Origin of the sequence: Variovorax sp. OK605, assembly GCF_900115445.1 — a bacterium.
GTDB lineage: Bacteria > Pseudomonadota > Gammaproteobacteria > Burkholderiales > Burkholderiaceae_C > Variovorax.
Genome location: NZ_FOWL01000001.1, coordinates 636,746 through 653,134 on the forward strand (window position 1 = coordinate 636,746; position 16,389 = coordinate 653,134).

At 69.7% G+C, this 16,389-nt stretch carries 15 protein-coding genes and 2 tRNA genes; 13 read left to right on the top strand and 4 right to left on the bottom strand.

All coding sequences use genetic code 11. The annotated features are described in order from the left end of the window. The first annotated feature begins 57 nt into the window (after nt 1-57). Genes BM013_RS02960 through BM013_RS02970 form a run of 3 tightly spaced genes read left to right on the top strand, consistent with a single transcriptional unit; the run spans nt 58 to nt 3,289 of the window. On the top strand, nt 58-1,068 hold the full coding sequence (locus BM013_RS02960; RefSeq protein ID WP_093122569.1) for a Bug family tripartite tricarboxylate transporter substrate binding protein: 1,011 nt from the start codon (nt 58-60) through the stop codon (nt 1,066-1,068). Beyond that, the gene (locus BM013_RS02965; RefSeq protein WP_093122572.1) at nt 1,065-2,330 is read left to right on the top strand and encodes an aromatic ring-hydroxylating dioxygenase subunit alpha; all 1,266 of its coding nucleotides are present in this window, start codon (nt 1,065-1,067) and stop codon (nt 2,328-2,330) included. The genes BM013_RS02960 and BM013_RS02965 overlap by 4 nt, the downstream gene beginning before the upstream one ends. Beyond that, nucleotides 2,327-3,289 carry a PDR/VanB family oxidoreductase gene (locus BM013_RS02970; RefSeq protein ID WP_093122574.1) on the top strand — a complete coding sequence of 321 codons (963 nt, stop codon included), beginning with the start codon at nt 2,327-2,329 and terminating at the stop codon, nt 3,287-3,289. The genes BM013_RS02965 and BM013_RS02970 overlap by 4 nt, the downstream gene beginning before the upstream one ends. Here BM013_RS02970 and BM013_RS02975 read toward each other — a convergent pair. Beyond that, nucleotides 3,263-5,158, bottom strand: coding sequence for an adenylate/guanylate cyclase domain-containing protein (locus BM013_RS02975; RefSeq protein ID WP_093122576.1), 1,896 nt, complete (start codon nt 5,156-5,158; stop codon nt 3,263-3,265). The two genes, BM013_RS02970 and BM013_RS02975, sit on opposite strands and share 27 nt — an antisense overlap. 357 nt (nt 5,159-5,515) lie before the next feature. Between BM013_RS02975 and BM013_RS02980 the strand changes: the two genes are divergently transcribed. Then, nucleotides 5,516-6,862 carry a purine-cytosine permease family protein gene (locus BM013_RS02980; protein WP_093122578.1) on the top strand — a complete coding sequence of 449 codons (1,347 nt, stop codon included), beginning with the start codon at nt 5,516-5,518 and terminating at the stop codon, nt 6,860-6,862. Here BM013_RS02980 and thiD read toward each other — a convergent pair. After that, nucleotides 6,816-7,655 carry a bifunctional hydroxymethylpyrimidine kinase/phosphomethylpyrimidine kinase gene (gene thiD / locus BM013_RS02985; RefSeq protein ID WP_093122580.1) on the bottom strand — a complete coding sequence of 280 codons (840 nt, stop codon included), beginning with the start codon at nt 7,653-7,655 and terminating at the stop codon, nt 6,816-6,818. The genes BM013_RS02980 and thiD overlap by 47 nt on opposite strands. A gap of 50 nt (nt 7,656-7,705) precedes the next feature. Between thiD and BM013_RS02990 the strand changes: the two genes are divergently transcribed. From BM013_RS02990 to BM013_RS03020, 7 genes are all read left to right on the top strand, one after another. After that, nucleotides 7,706-8,797, top strand: coding sequence for an FAD-dependent oxidoreductase (locus BM013_RS02990; protein ID WP_093123337.1), 1,092 nt, complete (start codon nt 7,706-7,708; stop codon nt 8,795-8,797). Next, the gene (gene thiS, locus BM013_RS02995) at nt 8,794-8,997 is read left to right on the top strand and encodes a sulfur carrier protein ThiS (protein WP_093122582.1); all 204 of its coding nucleotides are present in this window, start codon (nt 8,794-8,796) and stop codon (nt 8,995-8,997) included. Before BM013_RS02990 ends, thiS begins: the two co-directional genes overlap by 4 nt. A gap of 18 nt (nt 8,998-9,015) precedes the next feature. Continuing rightward, entirely contained in the window at nt 9,016-9,873 is an 858-nt protein-coding gene (locus BM013_RS03000) for a thiazole synthase (protein WP_093123340.1), read from the top strand. Further along, nucleotides 9,870-10,808 carry a thiamine phosphate synthase gene (thiE, locus tag BM013_RS03005; RefSeq protein WP_093122585.1) on the top strand — a complete coding sequence of 313 codons (939 nt, stop codon included), beginning with the start codon at nt 9,870-9,872 and terminating at the stop codon, nt 10,806-10,808. Before BM013_RS03000 ends, thiE begins: the two co-directional genes overlap by 4 nt. 5 nt (nt 10,809-10,813) lie before the next feature. Further along, nucleotides 10,814-12,982, top strand: a complete 2,169-nt coding sequence (locus BM013_RS03010) for a TonB-dependent siderophore receptor (RefSeq protein WP_093122587.1) — start codon at nt 10,814-10,816, stop codon at nt 12,980-12,982. A 72-nt stretch (nt 12,983-13,054) separates the two neighbouring features. Beyond that, a tRNA-Asn gene (locus BM013_RS03015) sits at nt 13,055-13,130 on the top strand. A 154-nt stretch (nt 13,131-13,284) separates the two neighbouring features. Then, nucleotides 13,285-13,360, top strand: a tRNA-Asn gene (locus tag BM013_RS03020). 89 nt (nt 13,361-13,449) lie between these two features. Here BM013_RS03020 and BM013_RS03025 read toward each other — a convergent pair. Further along, nucleotides 13,450-13,767 carry a YnfA family protein gene (locus tag BM013_RS03025; protein WP_093122590.1) on the bottom strand — a complete coding sequence of 106 codons (318 nt, stop codon included), beginning with the start codon at nt 13,765-13,767 and terminating at the stop codon, nt 13,450-13,452. Between the two features lie 351 nt (nt 13,768-14,118). Between BM013_RS03025 and BM013_RS03030 the strand changes: the two genes are divergently transcribed. After that, complete coding sequence (locus tag BM013_RS03030) at nt 14,119-14,517, top strand: GreA/GreB family elongation factor (RefSeq protein WP_093122592.1); 399 nt, start codon at nt 14,119-14,121, stop codon at nt 14,515-14,517. Nucleotides 14,518-14,988: 471 nt separating this feature from the next. Next, entirely contained in the window at nt 14,989-15,879 is an 891-nt protein-coding gene (locus tag BM013_RS03035) for a CsgG/HfaB family protein (RefSeq protein ID WP_093122594.1), read from the top strand. Between the two features lie 35 nt (nt 15,880-15,914). Here the strand turns inward: BM013_RS03035 and BM013_RS03040 are convergent, their stop codons facing one another. Continuing rightward, the gene (locus tag BM013_RS03040; RefSeq protein WP_093122597.1) at nt 15,915-16,322 is read right to left on the bottom strand and encodes a GFA family protein; all 408 of its coding nucleotides are present in this window, start codon (nt 16,320-16,322) and stop codon (nt 15,915-15,917) included. Between the last annotated feature and the right edge of the window lie 67 nt (nt 16,323-16,389).

A 16,389-nucleotide genomic window follows, 5' to 3' on the forward strand; every position in this document is an offset into this window, starting at 1 on the left:
CATGGGGCGGGCGGTCCGTATCGTCGAGCGCACAAGTACAACACGACTGGAGACACGATGAATCGGTTCAGACCCTCGCCGCACGGAGGCGCCACGCGCCGCCGCACGCTCGGCATTCTTGGCGCGGGCCTCGCGGCACTCGCTGCCGGCCCCGCCTTCGCGCAGGCCCCGCGCTTTCCCGGCCGCGTGGTGCGCATCGTTCCCTTCGGGTCGCCGGGCGGGCCGATGGACGTCATCGCGCGCATCTACGCCGAGAAGCTCAAGACGCGCTGGAACCAGCCCGTGATCGTCGAGGCCAAGCCCGGCGCGAGCGGCACCATTGCCGCCGACACGGTGGCCAAGGCCGCGCCCGACGGCTATACCGTACTGCTGACGCTGCCGCTCACGCACATCAACAACGTGGTGCTGCAGCCCAGGCTGCCCTACGACCCGGTGAAGGACTTCGAGCCGCTGTCGCAGCTGGCCACCGGCGGCCCGATGCTGATCGCGCGCGCCTCGGCGCCGTTCTCGAACGTGCGCGAGTTCGTGGCCTACGCCAAGGCGCACCCGGGCGTGTCTTACGGCACCTGGGGCAACGGCTCCAACGCGCACCTGTTCGGCGAGCTGCTGGCGCGCCAGACCGGCATCGACCTGGTCCACGTGCCCTACAAGGCCGAGGCGGCGGCACACAACGACATGTTCGGCGAGGCGCTGGGCGTGGCCTGGGCCAACCCGGCCACGGCGCGTGCGCTGGCGCAGTCGGGCCGCATCAAGGTGCTGGGCATCACCGGGCGGCAGCGCGTGCGCTCAATGCCCAACGTGCCGACCTTCACCGAGCAGGGCTTCGCGGGCTTCGACCTCGACAGCTGGATCGGCGTGTACGCGCCCGCGAAGACACCGCAGCCGGTGCTAGACGAATGGTCGGCCGCGCTGCGCGAGATCACGAAGATGCCCGACGTCCAGGAGCGGCTGGCCGGCTTCGGCTTCGAGCCCCTGGGCAGCACGCCCGCCGAATTCCGGGCCAATTACAAGGCCGACTTTCCCCGTGTCGCGGACCTGATCAAGGCCGCAGGAGTCACCCCCGAATGAGCGCCGTCGCACCTCCCTCCTCCTCCTCCTCCTCCTCCTCCACGGCCACGGCTGCCGCGACGACCAGTGGCGATTGGCAGCCCATCGCGTTCGACACCGGCACCGCCTACGGCCGCAAGCCGCCGAGCCACAAGCCCGAGCTGACCGAGGTCGGTGCCGGCACGCCCATGGGCGAGCTGCTGCGCCGCTACTGGCACCCGATCGGCCTGGCCGCCGATGCCGGCGACACGCCGCGCCAGGTGCGCGTGCTCGGCGAAGACCTGATCCTGTTCCGCGACAGGAAGGGCCGCGCGGGCCTGGTGCACTGGCGCTGCGCGCACCGTGGCGCCTCGCTGTACTACGGCCGCGTGGAAGAAGAAGGCATCCGCTGCTGCTACCACGGCTGGATGTTCGACGTGCAGGGCCATTGCGTCGACCAGCCCTGCGAGCCCGACGGCGGCGCGCGCGGCCGCTCCCGCGTGCGCCAGCCCTGGTATCCGGTGCAGGAGCAGTACGGCCTGGTCTGGGCCTACCTCGGCCCGGCCGAGAAGAAGCCCGTGCTGCCGCGCTACGACTGCCTGGAAACGATGGACGAAGGCGAGACGCTGGAGGCCGACGGCAACAGCATCGGCGGCGGCGGGCCGCAGGTCATTCCGTGCAACTGGCTGCAGCACTACGAGAACGTGGCCGACCCGTTCCATGTTCCCGTGTTGCACGGCAGCTTCAGCGGCACGCAGTTCGTGGCGCTGATGGGCCAGATGCCCGACGTGAGCTTCGAGAGCACCGAGACCGGCGTGACGATCACCTCCATCCGCAAGCTGGAAGACGGCGCCACCTTCCGCCGCGTGGCCGGCCCGGTGCTGCCCACGCTGCGCGTGGTGCCGAACCCGCGCGTGGCGGCGTACGGGCGGGTGGAATCCATCGGCTGGGTGCTGCCCATGGACGACCACAGCTTTCGCATCTACACCGTGGGCCGCGTGAAGACGCCCGGCGACCTGGCGCGCGTGCGCTCGCGGCTGAACGGCAAGCTGTGGGAGGAACTGAGCGAGGCCGAGCACCGCGCCTTTCCGGGCGACTACGAGGCGCAGGTGAGCCAGGGCGCGATCACGGCGCATTCCGAGGAGCACCTGGCCTCGTCGGACCGCGGCATCGTCATGCTGCGCCGGCTGCTGCAGCGCCAGCTCGACGCGGTGCGCGAAGGCGGCGACCCGGCCGGCGTGAGCTTCGACCCCGCCGCACCGCCCGTGCATTTCGAGGCCGGCAACTTCCTCGTGCGCGAATGAGCGCTGTGCTCGCGGTCCGGGTGGCGCGCAAGACGGTGGAGGCCGAGGGCGTGGCGGGTTTCCGCCTGGTCGCGGCCGACGGCGCGCGGCTGCCGCCCTTCGCGCCCGGCGCGCACATCGACGTGGCATTGCCCGGAGGCCTGGTGCGCCAGTATTCGCTGTGCAACCTGCCGTCGCAGGACGAGCACTACGAGATCGGCGTGCTGCGCGACACGGCCTCGCGCGGCGGCTCACTCGCCATGCACGACGCGGTGCACGAAGGCGCGGTGCTGAACATCAGCCCGCCGCGCAACCACTTTCCGCTCGACGAAGGCGCCACGCACAGCCTGCTGCTGGCCGGTGGCATCGGCGTGACGCCCCTGCTGTCGATGGCGCAGCGGCTGGCCGCGCTGGGTGCGGATTTTTCGCTGCACTGCTGCAGCCGCACCGCCGCGCGTGCGCCCTACCGGCGCCGGCTGCAAGGCAGCGCGTTCGCCGCCAAGGTGTTCTTCCACCACGACGACGGCCCGCCGGCGCAGCGGCTGGACCTGGCGGCAACGCTCGGCCAGCCCGCGCCGGGCAAGCACCTGTACGTGTGCGGTCCGCAGGGCTTCCTGGAGGCCGTGCGTGCCACCGCGCGCGAACTGCAGTGGGCGGAAGCGCAGGTGCATTTCGAGTACTTCGCGGGCGCCGCGACGCCGGCTGCGGAGCCAGGCGACTTCGAGGTCGAGCTGCGCAACTCGGGCCGCGTGGTGCGCGTGCCGGCATCGCTCAGCGTGGTGGATGCGCTGGCGGCCGAAGGCGTCGCGATTCCCGTGTCGTGCGCGCAGGGCGTGTGCGGCACCTGCCTCACGCGCGTGCTCTGCGGCGACATCGACCACCGCGACCTCTACCTCACGCCCGCGGAGCAGGCCGCCAACGACCAGTTCCTGCCCTGCTGTTCGCGGGCCCGCTCAGCCCGGCTGGTGCTCGACCTGTAGCAGCTCGTAGAGCACCATGCGCGTCTGCCGGCCGCGCAGCTCGGCCATCTCCTCGATGCGCCGCGCGGCCAGCCGGCCGCCGAGCCCCGCGAAGGTGATTTCGGAGATCAGCGTGCGCGTGCCCAGCTCCTTGTTCGCTCCTTCGATGCGGCTCGCCACGTTGATGACGTCTCCCACGGCGGTGTAGGACAGCCGGTCGCTCGAGCCCAGCACGCCCGCGATCACGTGGCCGGTGTGGATGCCGATGCGCGTGCGGAACTCGCGCAGGCCTTCGGCGTGCCACTTGGCGTTGAGCTCGGCCATTTCGGCATGCAGCTCCAGCGCGGCCACGCAGGCGTGGTACTCCGCGTCTTCCAGGTCGGCCGGCGCGCCCCACAGCACCATGATCCCGTCGCCCATGAACTTGTCGACCACGCCGCCATGCCGCGCGAAGATGCGCGCCGCGAGGTTGAAGTACTCCGTGAGCTGCCTGACCAGCACGTCGGCCTCCAGCGATTCCGAGATGGAGGTGAAGCCTTCCACGTCGGTGAACATGGCGGTGATGCGCCGCGGCGAGCCGCCCGGCGCCAGCGCCTGCCCTTCGGCCACGAGCTGCTTCACGATGTCCACCGGCACGAACTTGCTGAACGCCTTCAGGCTGCGCGCCGACTCTTCCAGCGCCTGGTTGAGGTGCTGGATCTCCAGCACCCGGCTCGACGCGAGCGGCAGGTTGTCGAGCTCGAGCCGGCCGATGCGGCGCGCCACGCGCGACAGGTTCTCGATGGGTTGGGTCACGAGCTTGGACAGCCGCAGCGAGATGTACAGCGCCACGCCCACGAAGCCGAACGTGAGCAGCAGCGCCCAGATCACCGTGCGCTGCAGGTCGCCGAGCAGCAGGTCTTCGGGCTCCCAGCTGACCAGTTGCCAGCGCGTGGACGGCAGGTGCGAGGTCTGCACCAGGTAGCGCCGGCCGTCGTGCGTGACGGCGAAGGCCATGTCCTCGGTCTCGCCCGCGGTGCCCGCGGCCAGCATGTGCGCGTGCACCGTTCCGAGCACGCCGCTGTCGGGCGACTCCAGCACGCGCACCGGGTCGGGGTGGTCGCTGCGCGCGAGCACGTGGTGGTCGGCGCTCAGCAAGGCGCTGTCGCCATGGCCGAGCTCGCCGAAGATGCGCACCAGCTTCGACAGGTGACTCAGCGACACGTTGGCGGCCACCACCATGTGCTGCGTGCGGCCCTCGTCGTCGAGCCGGCCGGCGGGCTCCGAAAGGCTGATGGCGAGTTCCTGCGACGCCGCCGACAGAAAAGGCGCGGTCCAGACCGGGCGCCGGGCCTTCACCGCGTCGGTGAACCAGCTGCGGTGCGTCGGGTCGTAGTCGCTGCGAAAGGCGCTGATGCCGTGCGTGGCAAAGCGCTGCTTCGCGTCGCCGCCTTCGGCGTCGGGCGAGCGCTTGTACTGCCAGGTCTCGGTGCTGAATTCGGCGCTGCGCTGCACCTGGCGGATGGCCGGCGACGGGTAGCGCAGCGCCGCGGCCAGGTGGCCGTCGCCGGTGGCCACGTTGAGGCTGTCGAGCTCGGGGTTCTGCTCGAGCAGCGTCCAGAGCATCTCGGCGGTCTGCTCGCCGTCTTCGCCCGCGGCATGCAGGCTGGGCGAGTCGCCTATGGCGCGGACCACCGCCGCCGTCCGGGCGAGGAAGGCCAGCGCGTTGTCCTCGACGCGGTCGTGGTTGATCTTGTGCGCGGCCGTGCCCACCTCGGACACCAGCCGCTCGACCGCCCAATAGCCCAGCCCGACCAGCAGCAGCGACTGCACCAGCGCCACGGCGCAGATGATGGTGCCGACGTCGACCCTGAAGCGCCGCATGCGCATGCTTGCGAAATCGTCCGCCATACGGTTCATCCTCACGCGTGCGTGCACGCGCGCCCTCGTTCTTTCTGGTTTTTCTCCCTCGGGCGATTCTGAACCGCCACCGCGCAATGGCACGCCCGGCGTTGCGGCTTCCCGACACCGGATAGACTCCGCCCTGCGCCGTGGTCCGCCATGGCGCATTTGCTAGGGGTGCTGGGCGGCTTGCCGCCCGGCTGAGAAAGTCCCTTTGAACCTGATTGCGCCTGCCATTCATCTGGCAGGCCCGAGGTAATCCTCGCGCAGGGAAGCTGGTCCGGTGGTCTCTCACGTTCTCTCGCGTGACGGCCGCGCCGCTCGGGCCCCGCCCACCTGCCAAACCTTTTGCACTGGAGCAAACGGATGGCACACGACGACAACGACACCGCCCCCGGCGCCAACGAGGCGCTGACCCCGCTGCACGCATCGAAGCGCGTGTTCGGCTGGCACGACCATGCCTCGCTCTGGTTCAGCCTGGGCGTGGGCCTGCTGGTGATGCAGATCGGCGCCTACCTGGTGCCGGCCGTGGGCACGCGCGACGCGGCGCTGGCGATCCTGCTGGGCTCGTGCCTGGGCGCCGGCCTGCTGGCATGGACCGCGCGGCTGGGCTGCGAAAGCGGCCTGGCCAGCGCCGGCCTGATGCACGCCACCTACGGCAGCGCCTTCGCGCGGCTGCCGGTGCTGCTCAACATCGTGCAGCTGGTGGGCTGGACCACCTTCGAACTGGTCGTGATGCGCGAAGGCACGCAGGCCATCGGCCAGTCGGCGTTCGGCCCCTCGCTGGGCACCGCCTGGGGCGGCGTGCTGACCACGCTGCTGTGGGGCGCGGTGCTGCTGGCGCTGCTCGCGGGCTCGATGGTCAGGCTGGTGCGCCGCTTCGTGAGCCGCTTCGGGCTGCCGCTGGTGGTGCTGTCGCTGCTGTGGCTCAGCTGGCAGTTCGCCACGCAGCTGCAGGCCAAGGGGCTGGACGCCTTCTGGGCGCGCCCGGGGGACGGTTCGATGGGCATGTTCGGCGCGCTCGACCTGGTGATCGCCATGCCGGTCTCGTGGCTGCCGCTGGTGGCCGACTATGCGCGGCACGGCAAGCGCAGCGCGGGCGGGCTGGGCAGTGCCTTCAGCGGCACCTGGATCGGCTACGCGCTGGCCAACATCTGGTGCTATGCGCTGGGCGTGATGGTGGTGAGCGTGGCCGAACCCGGCACCGGGCTGGTCACCGCGCTGCTGCTGGCGCAAGGCGGGCTGGTGGCGCTGGGCCTGATCCTGATCGACGAGCTCGACAACGCCTATGGCGACGTGTATTCAGGCGCCGTGTCCACGCACAGCCTGCTGCCGCGCTGGAGCGTGAAACGCTGGGGCCTGCTGCTGGCCGCGCTGTGCATCGCGCTGGCGCTGGTGCTGCCGATGCACACGCTGGAGCCCTTCCTGCTGATGCTGAGCTCGGTGTTCGTGCCGCTGTACGGCGTGATCATCGGGCGGCTGGGCAGCGGCCGGGCGGTGTCGCTGGCCGGTGCGCGCAAGGTCGACGTGGCCGCGGCGCTGATCTGGATCGCGGGCATCGCGGCCTACCACGCGCTGGCCAGGTGGGCGCCGCAGTTCGGCTCGGCCCTGCCGACGCTGGCGGCGACCTTCGTGCTCGCCTGGCTCAGCCGCCCCAAGCCGACCGCTACAACGGCAGGCGGCGCGTCGGCACTGGCGCAAAGCCGTGGTTGAGGGGGCCATGACCCGCGCCGACCTTCACGTCCGCCCCGGCCGCCATGGCACCGAGGATGTAGGCACGCGCCTGCTCGACCGCCTCGGGCAGCGCCGCGCCCAGCGCCAGGTGCGCGGCAATGGCGGACGACAGCGTGCAGCCGGTGCCGTGCAGGTTGCGGCTGGCAATGCGCCGCGACGCCAGGCGCTTTCTTTGGCCACCGGATTGCAGCAGCACGTCGACCACCTCGTCGCCGGGCAGGTGGCCACCCTTCAGCAGCACGCCCTTCGCGCCGAGCGCGAGCAGCTCGTCGGCCGCGCCGTCGAGCGCGTCGATGCCGCCGATGGCATGGCCGATCAGCAAGGCTGCCTCGTCCAGGTTGGGCGTGACCACCAGCGCGCGCGGGAACAGCTCGCGCACCAGCACCTGCACCGTGTCGGCGGCAATGAGCCGGTCGCCGCTGGTGGCGACCATCACGGGGTCGAGCACCACGTTCTTCAGCTGGTAGCGGTCGATGGCCCAGGCCACCACCTCGACCACCTCGGGCGCGTGCAGCATGCCGAGCTTGACGGCGTCGACGCCGATGTCTTCCACCACGGCCTGGATCTGCGCCTTGAGGAACCCGGCCGGCACGCCGTGGATGCCCGACACGCCGAGCGTGTTCTGCGCGGTGAGCGCGGTGATGGCCGTCATGCCGTAGCAGCCGAGCGCCGCGAAGGTCTTGAGGTCGGCCTGGATGCCGGCGCCGCCGCCACTGTCGGAACCGGCGATGGAAAGCACGCGTGCGTAGCGCTGGGTGGGTCCTTGGGTCATGCGGAAAATTATCGGCGACGCGAAGGAGCCTGGCGATGAGCCGCTCTTCGATGAACCTCCCTTTCGAATCGGCCGCGATCCTCGGTGCGGGCCTCATGGGCCGGCTGCTGGCGGTGACGCTGGCGCGGCAGGGCTGCACGGTCGATCTCTTCGAAGCAGGAAGCCCCGACGCCGAGGGTGCCGCTGCGCGCGTGGCCGCGGCCATGCTGGCGCCGCTGGCCGAGTCGGCGGTGGCGCCGGTGTCGGTCGTGCGCATGGGCCAGCATGCGCTGTCGCGCTGGCCCGAGCTGCTCGCGCCGCTGGCGCAGCCGGTGTTCTTCCAGCGTGAAGGCACGCTGGTGCTGTGGCACCGGCAGGACGCCGCCGAGGCCACGCGGCTGGCGCGCGTGCTTGCGAACACCGGCGCGCAGGTGCCCGAACTCGCGCCGATGCAGACGCTCGACGGCCAAGCCATCGCCGCGCTGGAACCTTCGCTGGGCCAACGCTTCGCACAAGGGCTGTTCCTGCCGGGCGAAGGCCAGCTCGACAACCGCGCGCTGCTGGCCTCGCTGCGCGCAACGCTCGAGAACGACCCGCGCGTGACGCTGCACTGGCAATCGCCGCGCGCCCCCGCCGACTTTTCGCCCGGCACGGCCGGCCAGCCCGACTGGGTCATCGACTGCCGCGGCCTCGGCGCCAAGCCCCAATGGAGCGCGCTGCGCGGCGTGCGCGGCGAGGTGATCCGCGTGCATGCGCCCGAAGTGAGCCTGCAGCGCCCCACCCGCCTGGTGCACCCGCGCTACCCGCTCTACATCGCGCCCAAGCCCGGCAACCTGTTCGTGATCGGCGCAACCGAGATCGAGTCGGACGACATGTCGCCCGCCAGCGTGCGCTCCACGCTCGAACTGCTGAGCGCGGCCTACGCCGTGCACAGCGGCTTTGCCGAAGCACGCATCGTGGAGATCGCCACGCAGTGCCGCCCCACGTTGCCCGACAACCTGCCCGCCATCCGCCTGCCGCAGCCGCGCGTGCTGCAGGTCAACGGCCTGTACCGCCACGGTTTCATGATCGCGCCGGCCATGCTCGACGTGGCGATGGAGCTGCTCACGCATGGCCGCTCCGACCTCGCGCAGGCCTTCGGCATGCAGGCACCCGACACATGACGATGAACATCCTGATCAACGACAAGCCCTTCGCGCTGGCCGACGGTGCCACGCTGACCGACGCGCTGGCCGCACTGGCCGCCACGCCGCCTTTCGCGGTGGCGGTGAACCGCGAGTTCGTGCCGCGCTCGGCCTACGCCGCGCGCGCGCTGCAGCCCGGCGACCGCATCGAAGTGATCCGCCCCGTGACGGGCGGCTGAATGATGGAGACAGACAACATGACCGCCACACCCACTGCAGCCACTGCAGCCACCGCACCCGCCGCACCCACCGCAGCCGATCCGCTGGTTCTCTACGGCGAGACCTTCCAGAGCCGCCTGCTGCTCGGCACCGCGCGCTACCCCTCGCCCGACCTGCTCGAGGCCGCGGTGAAACGCGCCAGGCCCGCCATGCTCACCGCCTCGCTGCGCCGCCAGACCGCCAGCCAGGGCTCGGGCAACAGCGACCTCGGCAATGGCTTCTGGGAGCTGCTGCGCAAGCTGGCCGTGCCGGTGCTGCCCAACACCGCCGGCTGCCACAGCGTGCAGGAAGTGATCGCCACCGCGCAGATGGCGCGCGAGCTGTTCGACACGCCGTGGATCAAGCTCGAGCTGATCGGCGACGACTACACGCTGCAGCCCGACACGCTGAACCTGGTCGATGCGGCAACGCAGCTGATCCGCGACGGCTTCAAGGTGCTGCCCTACTGCACCGAAGACCTCGTGCTGTGCCAGCGGCTGGTCGACGTGGGCTGCCAGGCGGTGATGCCGTGGGCCGCGCCCATCGGCACCGGCCGCGGCCCGGTCAACCCGTATGCGCTGCAGGTGCTGCGCGATCGGCTCAAGGTGCCGATGCTGGTCGATGCGGGGCTGGGCCTGCCCTCGCATGCCTGCCAGGTGATGGAGTGGGGCTACGACGGCGTGCTGCTCAACACCGCCGTGGCGCTCGCGCAAGACCCCGTCGCCATGGCCGGCGCCTTTGCCGACGCCGTTCAGGCCGGCCGCACCGCGCACCGCGCCGGCGCCATGGCCGCGCAAGACGCCGCGCACCCCAGCACGCCCGTGCTCGGCACGCCTTTCTGGCACCACGCGCCATGAGCACCGCACTCGAAGCAGGCGCCGTTGCGCAAGCCATCGTCGCGGCGCACGGGTTGCGCTTTGGCGCCATTGCTTCAGCGCCCGTGAGCGCGCCGAATTTCTCGTCGGACGACCCCGTGTACCGCGGCGCCAAGCGGGCCTGCTCCGCGCTCGGCTTCATCGAGATCGATGCCGAATGCCTCGCGCTCGCGTGGCGCGCGCAGACGCAGCGGCTGAGCAGCTTCGACGCCGCGCTGTGGCCCGATGCACCCGAAGATTTCGGCATGCGGGCGTTTCCGCCAACCGCGCGCGGCGATGCGTTTCCGCCCTGCCCCGAGCGGCTCGGCCTCTACGCCGTGCTGCCCGATGCGCAATGGGTCGGCCGCATGGCGCGCGCCGGCGTGCCGACGGTGCAGTTGCGCTTCAAGTCCGAAGACGCCGCGGCCGTCGAGCGCGAAGTGCAGGCGGCCGTCGACGCGGTGCAAGGCACCGGCGCCCTGCTGTTCATCAACGACCACTGGCAGGTCGCCATTGCGGCGGGGGCTTACGGCATCCACCTCGGCCAGGAAGACCTGGACGCGCTCTCGCCCGAATCTCTCGCGCGGTTGCGCGCCTCCGGCCTGCGCCTGGGCGTGAGCACGCACGGCTATGCGGAGATGGTGCGCGCCGACAGGGTGAGCCCGAGCTACATCGCGATGGGCGCGGTCTACCCGACCACGCTCAAGAAGATGGCGACCGCACCGCAGGGCGTGGCCCGGCTCGGCGCCTATGCACGGCTGCTGCGCGGCTACCCGCAGGTGGGCATCGGCGGCATCGACACCATGCGGCTGCCCGAGGTGCTGGCCACCGGCGTCGGCTCGGTCGCCGTGGTGCGCGCACTGGTCGCCGCCGAAGACCCCGAACTCACGGCCGCGCAATGGATGGCGGCCATGCAGGCCGCCGCGGCCAGCCTTTGAACAGAATGAAGCAACACACTCTCTCGCCCCTTTCCCCTTTGTCGTGTGCCATTGCCGCGGCGCTGCTTGCTGCCGCGTGGGGCGCGCAGGCGCAACCAGCCCAACAGGCGCAACCGGCCCAGCCAGCCCAGTCGGCCGCGCTGCGTGAAGTCACCGTCACCGACGCGGTCGCCGCGCCGCAGGCCGACGTGAGCGGCTTCGGCGACGTGCCGCTGCGCGAGCTGCCGCTTTCCGCCACGATCGTCGACAGCCAGCAACTGCGCGCGAGCGGCGCGCGCCGGTTGGCCGACCTCACGCAGTTCGACGCCTCGGTCACCGACGCCTACAACTCGGCCGGCTACTGGGACTACCTGACGGTGCGCGGCTTCGTGCTGGACAACCGCTTCAACTACCGCCGCGAAGGCCTGCCGATCAGCGCCGAGACCTCGATCCCGCTGGACAACAAGGAGCGCGTGGAGATCCTGCGCGGCACCAGCGGCATCCAGGCCGGCACCAGTGCGCCGGGCGGACTGGTCAACTACGTCGTGAAGCGGCCGACCGAGCAGGACCTGCGCACGGTGCGCATCGAGACCACGAGCCGCGGCAGCGTGCTCGGCGCGCTCGACCTTGGCGGGCGCTTCGGCGAGAACCGCGAGTTCGGCTACCGGCTCAACGTGGCGAGCGAGAACCTGAAGCCGCTCACGCACAACCTCGACGGCAACCGCAACCTGTTCTCGCTGGCGGCCGACTGGCGCATCACGCGCGACTCGGTGCTGGAATTCGAGATCGAGCAAAGCCGCAAGACGCAGCCCAGCCAGAACGGCTACAGCCTGCTGGGCAGCGTGCTGCCCCGGCCGGTGGACCCGCGCATCAACCTCAACAACCAGCCGTGGTCGCAGCCGTCGGTGTTCAAGGCGCTGACCGGCACCGTGCGCTTCAGCCAGGCGCTGAACGCCGACTGGCGCTGGTCCGCGCAGATCGGCCAGCAGCGCCTGAAGAGCGACGACCGGCTGGCCTATGCCTTCGGCTGCAGCGCCGAGGGCAACTACGACCGCTACTGCTCCGACGGCACCTTCGACGTCTACGACTTCCGCAGCGAGAACGAGCGCCGCACGCAGACCGCGGGCAGCCTCAATCTCAAGGGCAACGTGATGACGGGCAGCGTGAAGCACGAGCTGGGCTTCGGGCTGCTGCAAAGCCGTGTGCGCAACCGCTTCGACAACCAGGCCTACAACTTCGCGGGCATCGGCAACATCTGGGGCACGGCCATCGTGCCGCCGAGCCCCGATGCGACCACGCCGCAGACCAACCGCGACGAGCGCTCGACCGAGCTGTCGGTGCAGGACGCGATCCGCTGGACCGAGCGCTTCAGCACCTGGGTGGGCGTGCGCCACACGCGGCTCGATCGCCGCAGCATCGGCAACGACGGCTCGGAACCGACGGGCTACAAGCAAGGCGTGACCACGCCATGGCTGGCGGCCAGCTATGCCCTCCAGCCGGGGCTGCTGGGGTATGCGAGCTGGGGCCAGGGTGTGGAATCGCAGGTCGTGCCGAACCGCGCGACGTACGGCAATGCCGGGCAGGCGCTGCCCGCGCTGCGTTCGCGCCAGTGGGAGCTGGGCGTCAAGGGCGGCAACGACGGCTTCAACTGGCAGGTGGCGTACTTCGACATCTCGCGGCCGGTCACCAACATCGACCAGTGCAGCGGGTTCTGCGACGTGCGCAACGACGGCCGCGCGGTGCACCGCGGCCTGGAGGGCGGCGCGCAATGGAACCAGGGGCCATGGCGCCTGGGCGGCAGCGTGACGCTGATCGACGCGAAGCGCCGCGACAGCACGGCGAACCCGGCGCTCAACGGCCAGTCGCCCACCAACGTGCCCAAGCAGGTGCTGCGCGCGCAGGCCGCGTACCGCGTGCCGGCAGTGCCGGGACTCGAGGTGGCGGGACAGCTGTCGTACGAAGGCCGGCGCAACGTGCTGCCCGACGGCTCGGTCACCTTGCCCTCGTGGACGCGCGTGGATGCGGTGCTGCGCTACGACACCAGGATGCGCGGTGTGAACACGACGTGGACACTCGCTGTCGACAACCTGTTCGATCGCCGCTACTGGAAGGAGTCGCCTTACCAGTTCAGCCATGTCTATCTGTTCCCTGGCGCGCCGCGCACGTTGCGGCTCGGGCTGACCGTGGCGCTCTGATCACGGTTGTGTCTTCGAAATCTGTGCGCGCTTGAGAACGAGCAAAAAAGCACGCTATAATCTAAGGCTTGTTCCTCGATAGCTCAGTTGGTAGAGCGCCGGACTGTTAATCCGTAGGTCCCTGGTTCGAGCCCAGGTCGAGGAGCCACAAAAAAGCACCAAGGCCACTGGATACTCCGCTACTCACAAGGTAGCGGGGCATTTTCATTTGTGCAGCGGCATCGACGGTGTTGCACACCGTTCAAAAAAATGAAGCGTCGATCCAAAATCGGCAAATCAATTGCATATAATCTAAGGCTTGTTCCTCGATAGCTCAGTTGGTAGAGCGCCGGACTGTTAATCCGTAGGTCCCTGGTTCGAGCCCAGGTCGAGGAGCCAAAACAAACCACTCCGGTGGTTCCTGAATGCCTCGCTACTCACAAGGTAGCGAGGCATTTCCTTTTGCGGCGCAGCTTGCGCGAAGCGCCCTATCGCGGCTGGAACGCGATGAGCCCCATGCCGACGAAGCACACGGCCACGCCGGCCAGGTCCCACGCCGTGGGCTTGATGCCGTCGACCGCCCAGAGCCACGCGATCGCCACGCCGATGTACACGCCGCCATACGCCGCGTACACCCGCCCCGCCGCCGTCTCGTGCAATGTCAGCAACCACGCGAACACCGCGAGGCTGATCGCAGCCGGCACCAGCAGCCATGCCGGGCGCTCCTGCTTGAGCCACAGATAAGGCAGATAGCAGCCGACGATTTCCGCGAGCGCCGTCGCAACATAGAGAAGAAAGGTCCGCATGGCTTTGATTGTGCGTGGCCGCATGCCGCTTATCGGCAAGGCACATGAGGCCTTTGCTTGATGCCCTCGGCTCACACACCTAAACTCGCGCGAATGTCTCCGTGGTCCACCTCCCGCAAACACCCTGCCGCATGCGCAGCCCTGCCCAAGGCAGCGGCCGGCCGTCGCGCGGGTGCAGCCGTTGCGGCGACCGCGGTGGTCTTGCGACGCACCTCCGCACTTTCCTGAGCCCGGCGGTCCGCTACCCTTCTTCTTGATGCGCGAACCATTGACCGCCGGGCACCCGCCGCGCGGCAGCGACGCCGTTCGTTCCTTCATTCAGGACGGCGACGCATTCAACTGGAGTGCTTCATGCTTGCAACCATTCACGGGGAGCGCACGCTCACCGAACTCGACTTCGTCCGTCTCGGCAAACTGACGGGCCAGCAACCTCCCGCGCTCGCCGAGCTGCTCGACCTGGCCGACGTGCTGCCCTCGCGCGAGATGCCCGCGGACATCGTCACGATGAACTCGCAGGTGGAGGTCGAGGACCCGTCCACGCAGCAGCGCCAGAAGATCACCTTGTGCTACCCCGGCGACTCGCAGCCGGGCGCGGGCTTCGTCTCGGTGCTGTCGCCGGTGGGCATCGGCCTGCTGGGCGTGAAGACGGGGACGCTCGCGCGCTGGGACATGCCCAATGGCACCGAGGGCGCGACGCGCGTGCTGGCAGTGCTCTACCAGCCGGAGGCCAGCGGCGACTACGCAACCTGAAGGCACACGCCGCGGCCTCGTCGAAGGCCGACATGTAACCGTGGCGACGCCGCAGCAGCCTCGCGTTTTCCTCGAGAAACAGCGCCGGGCGCCCGCCGCCGTTACGCCAATGTTAAAAAAAGTTTCCTGAGTAATAATGCCCCCGCTCCATGCGTCGTCCCCTCGAACAGAACGCCTGTTCGACGTTGCGGCCGGAGCGATCGAGGACCCGGGTTGCCCCCACCCACACGTCCCCGATTTCGGACTCCGGTCGCGCTGCTTCCCCATGCGATGCAAGGCGAGCGACCGGGCCGTGCGCACAGGCACATGACTTTCGGCACTGGTGTGCCGATTTCTCGGGTCGTATCGTCGCGCGGTCGCCGGCGGCGCGTCGAATCGGGAGGTCGTACAGGCCATGGCAATTCCATCTTCGGTTTTGACAAGTGACGTCCGCCACGGGCGCCGCATTCTTCTCACTTGACAGATCAGGACATGGCTTTTTCCAAACTTTCTCTCGCAAGCGCACTCGCCGGCCTTCTGGCCCTTTCGGGCTGCCAGACCATGGACATGCAGATGGGCAGCCAGTCGGCCAAGACCGTGGCCACCGGCAGCGCCGCAGGCGGCGCCACCTCCGGCGAAAGCAGCCAGCTCGAGCGCTGCGAATCGCCGCTGGGCACGGTCTCGCTGATCGAGAACCAGAGCGCAGGCTGGTACACGGTGCTCACCGGCGAATACAAGCTGCCGCCCACGGCCAACCTGCTGCGCCTGCTGGTGCAGCAATCGAACTGCTTCGTGGTGGTCGAGCGCGGCGCGGCCGGCATGAACGCCATGACGCGCGAACGCGCGCTGATGCAGTCGGGCGAAATGCGCGGCGGCAGCAACTTCGGCCGCGGCCAGATGGTGGCCTCCGACTACGGCCTGTCGCCCGAGATCGTGTTCAGCAACAGCGACGCCGGCGGCCTCGGTGGCGCGCTGGGCGGCCTGGTGGGTGGCGGCCGCGGCCGTGCCATCGCACAGCTCGGCGCCAGCATGCAGACCAAGGAAGCTAGCGCCCTGCTGACCCTCATCGACAACCGCTCGGGCGTGCAGGTGGCTGCCGCCGAAGGCAGCGCGTCCAAGACCGACTTCGCGGGCTTTGCCGGCCTGGGCGGCCTTTCCGGCGCGGGCGGCATCGGCGGCTACACGCGCACGCCGCAAGGCAAGGTGATTGCGGCCGCCTTCATGGACGCCTTCAACCAGATGGTCCGCTCGCTGCGCAACTACAAGGCGCAGACGGTGCGCGGCCAGGGCCTCGGCGGCGGTGGCCGCCTGGGCGTGGACGGCGGCGCTGCGCCGTCGCAAACCTCGGCACCTGCCGCTTCCACGAACCGCCGCCGCAAGTAAGCGGTGCGCACGATCGCCGGTCGGCGCTGCTTCGCTCAGAGGTAGCGCGTCTCGGCCGGCGGCTCGAACCAGTTGTCGTGACGCCCGTCCATGTAGCGGACGGGCGCCGTCGACAGCTCCTCGGTCGTCACGTCGTCCAGGCAGCTCAGGTTCACGCTGACATACGCCCCGCCGATCTGCGGCACGTTGCCGCGCCCGAACGGCCGGATGCCGCAGTGCCTGCAGAACAGGTGCTCCGTGCTGTGCGTGTTGAACTGGTACAGCGACAGGTCTTTCTCCCCCGACAGCAGCGTGAACGCCTCCGGCTTCACGATGGCGCCCCATGCGCGCGCCTTGGTGCAGATGGAGCAATTGCATTTGCCCGTGCCCTGCGCGAGGTCGATCAGGGCCTGAAAGCGAACCTTGCCGCAGTGGCAGCTGCCGTTGTATGTCTTCGTCGTCATGGGTCTTCGTCCAGTGGTTGAGATGACGTCCAAGGCTACGACCCATTGCGGACAGTTCCTGTCCTCG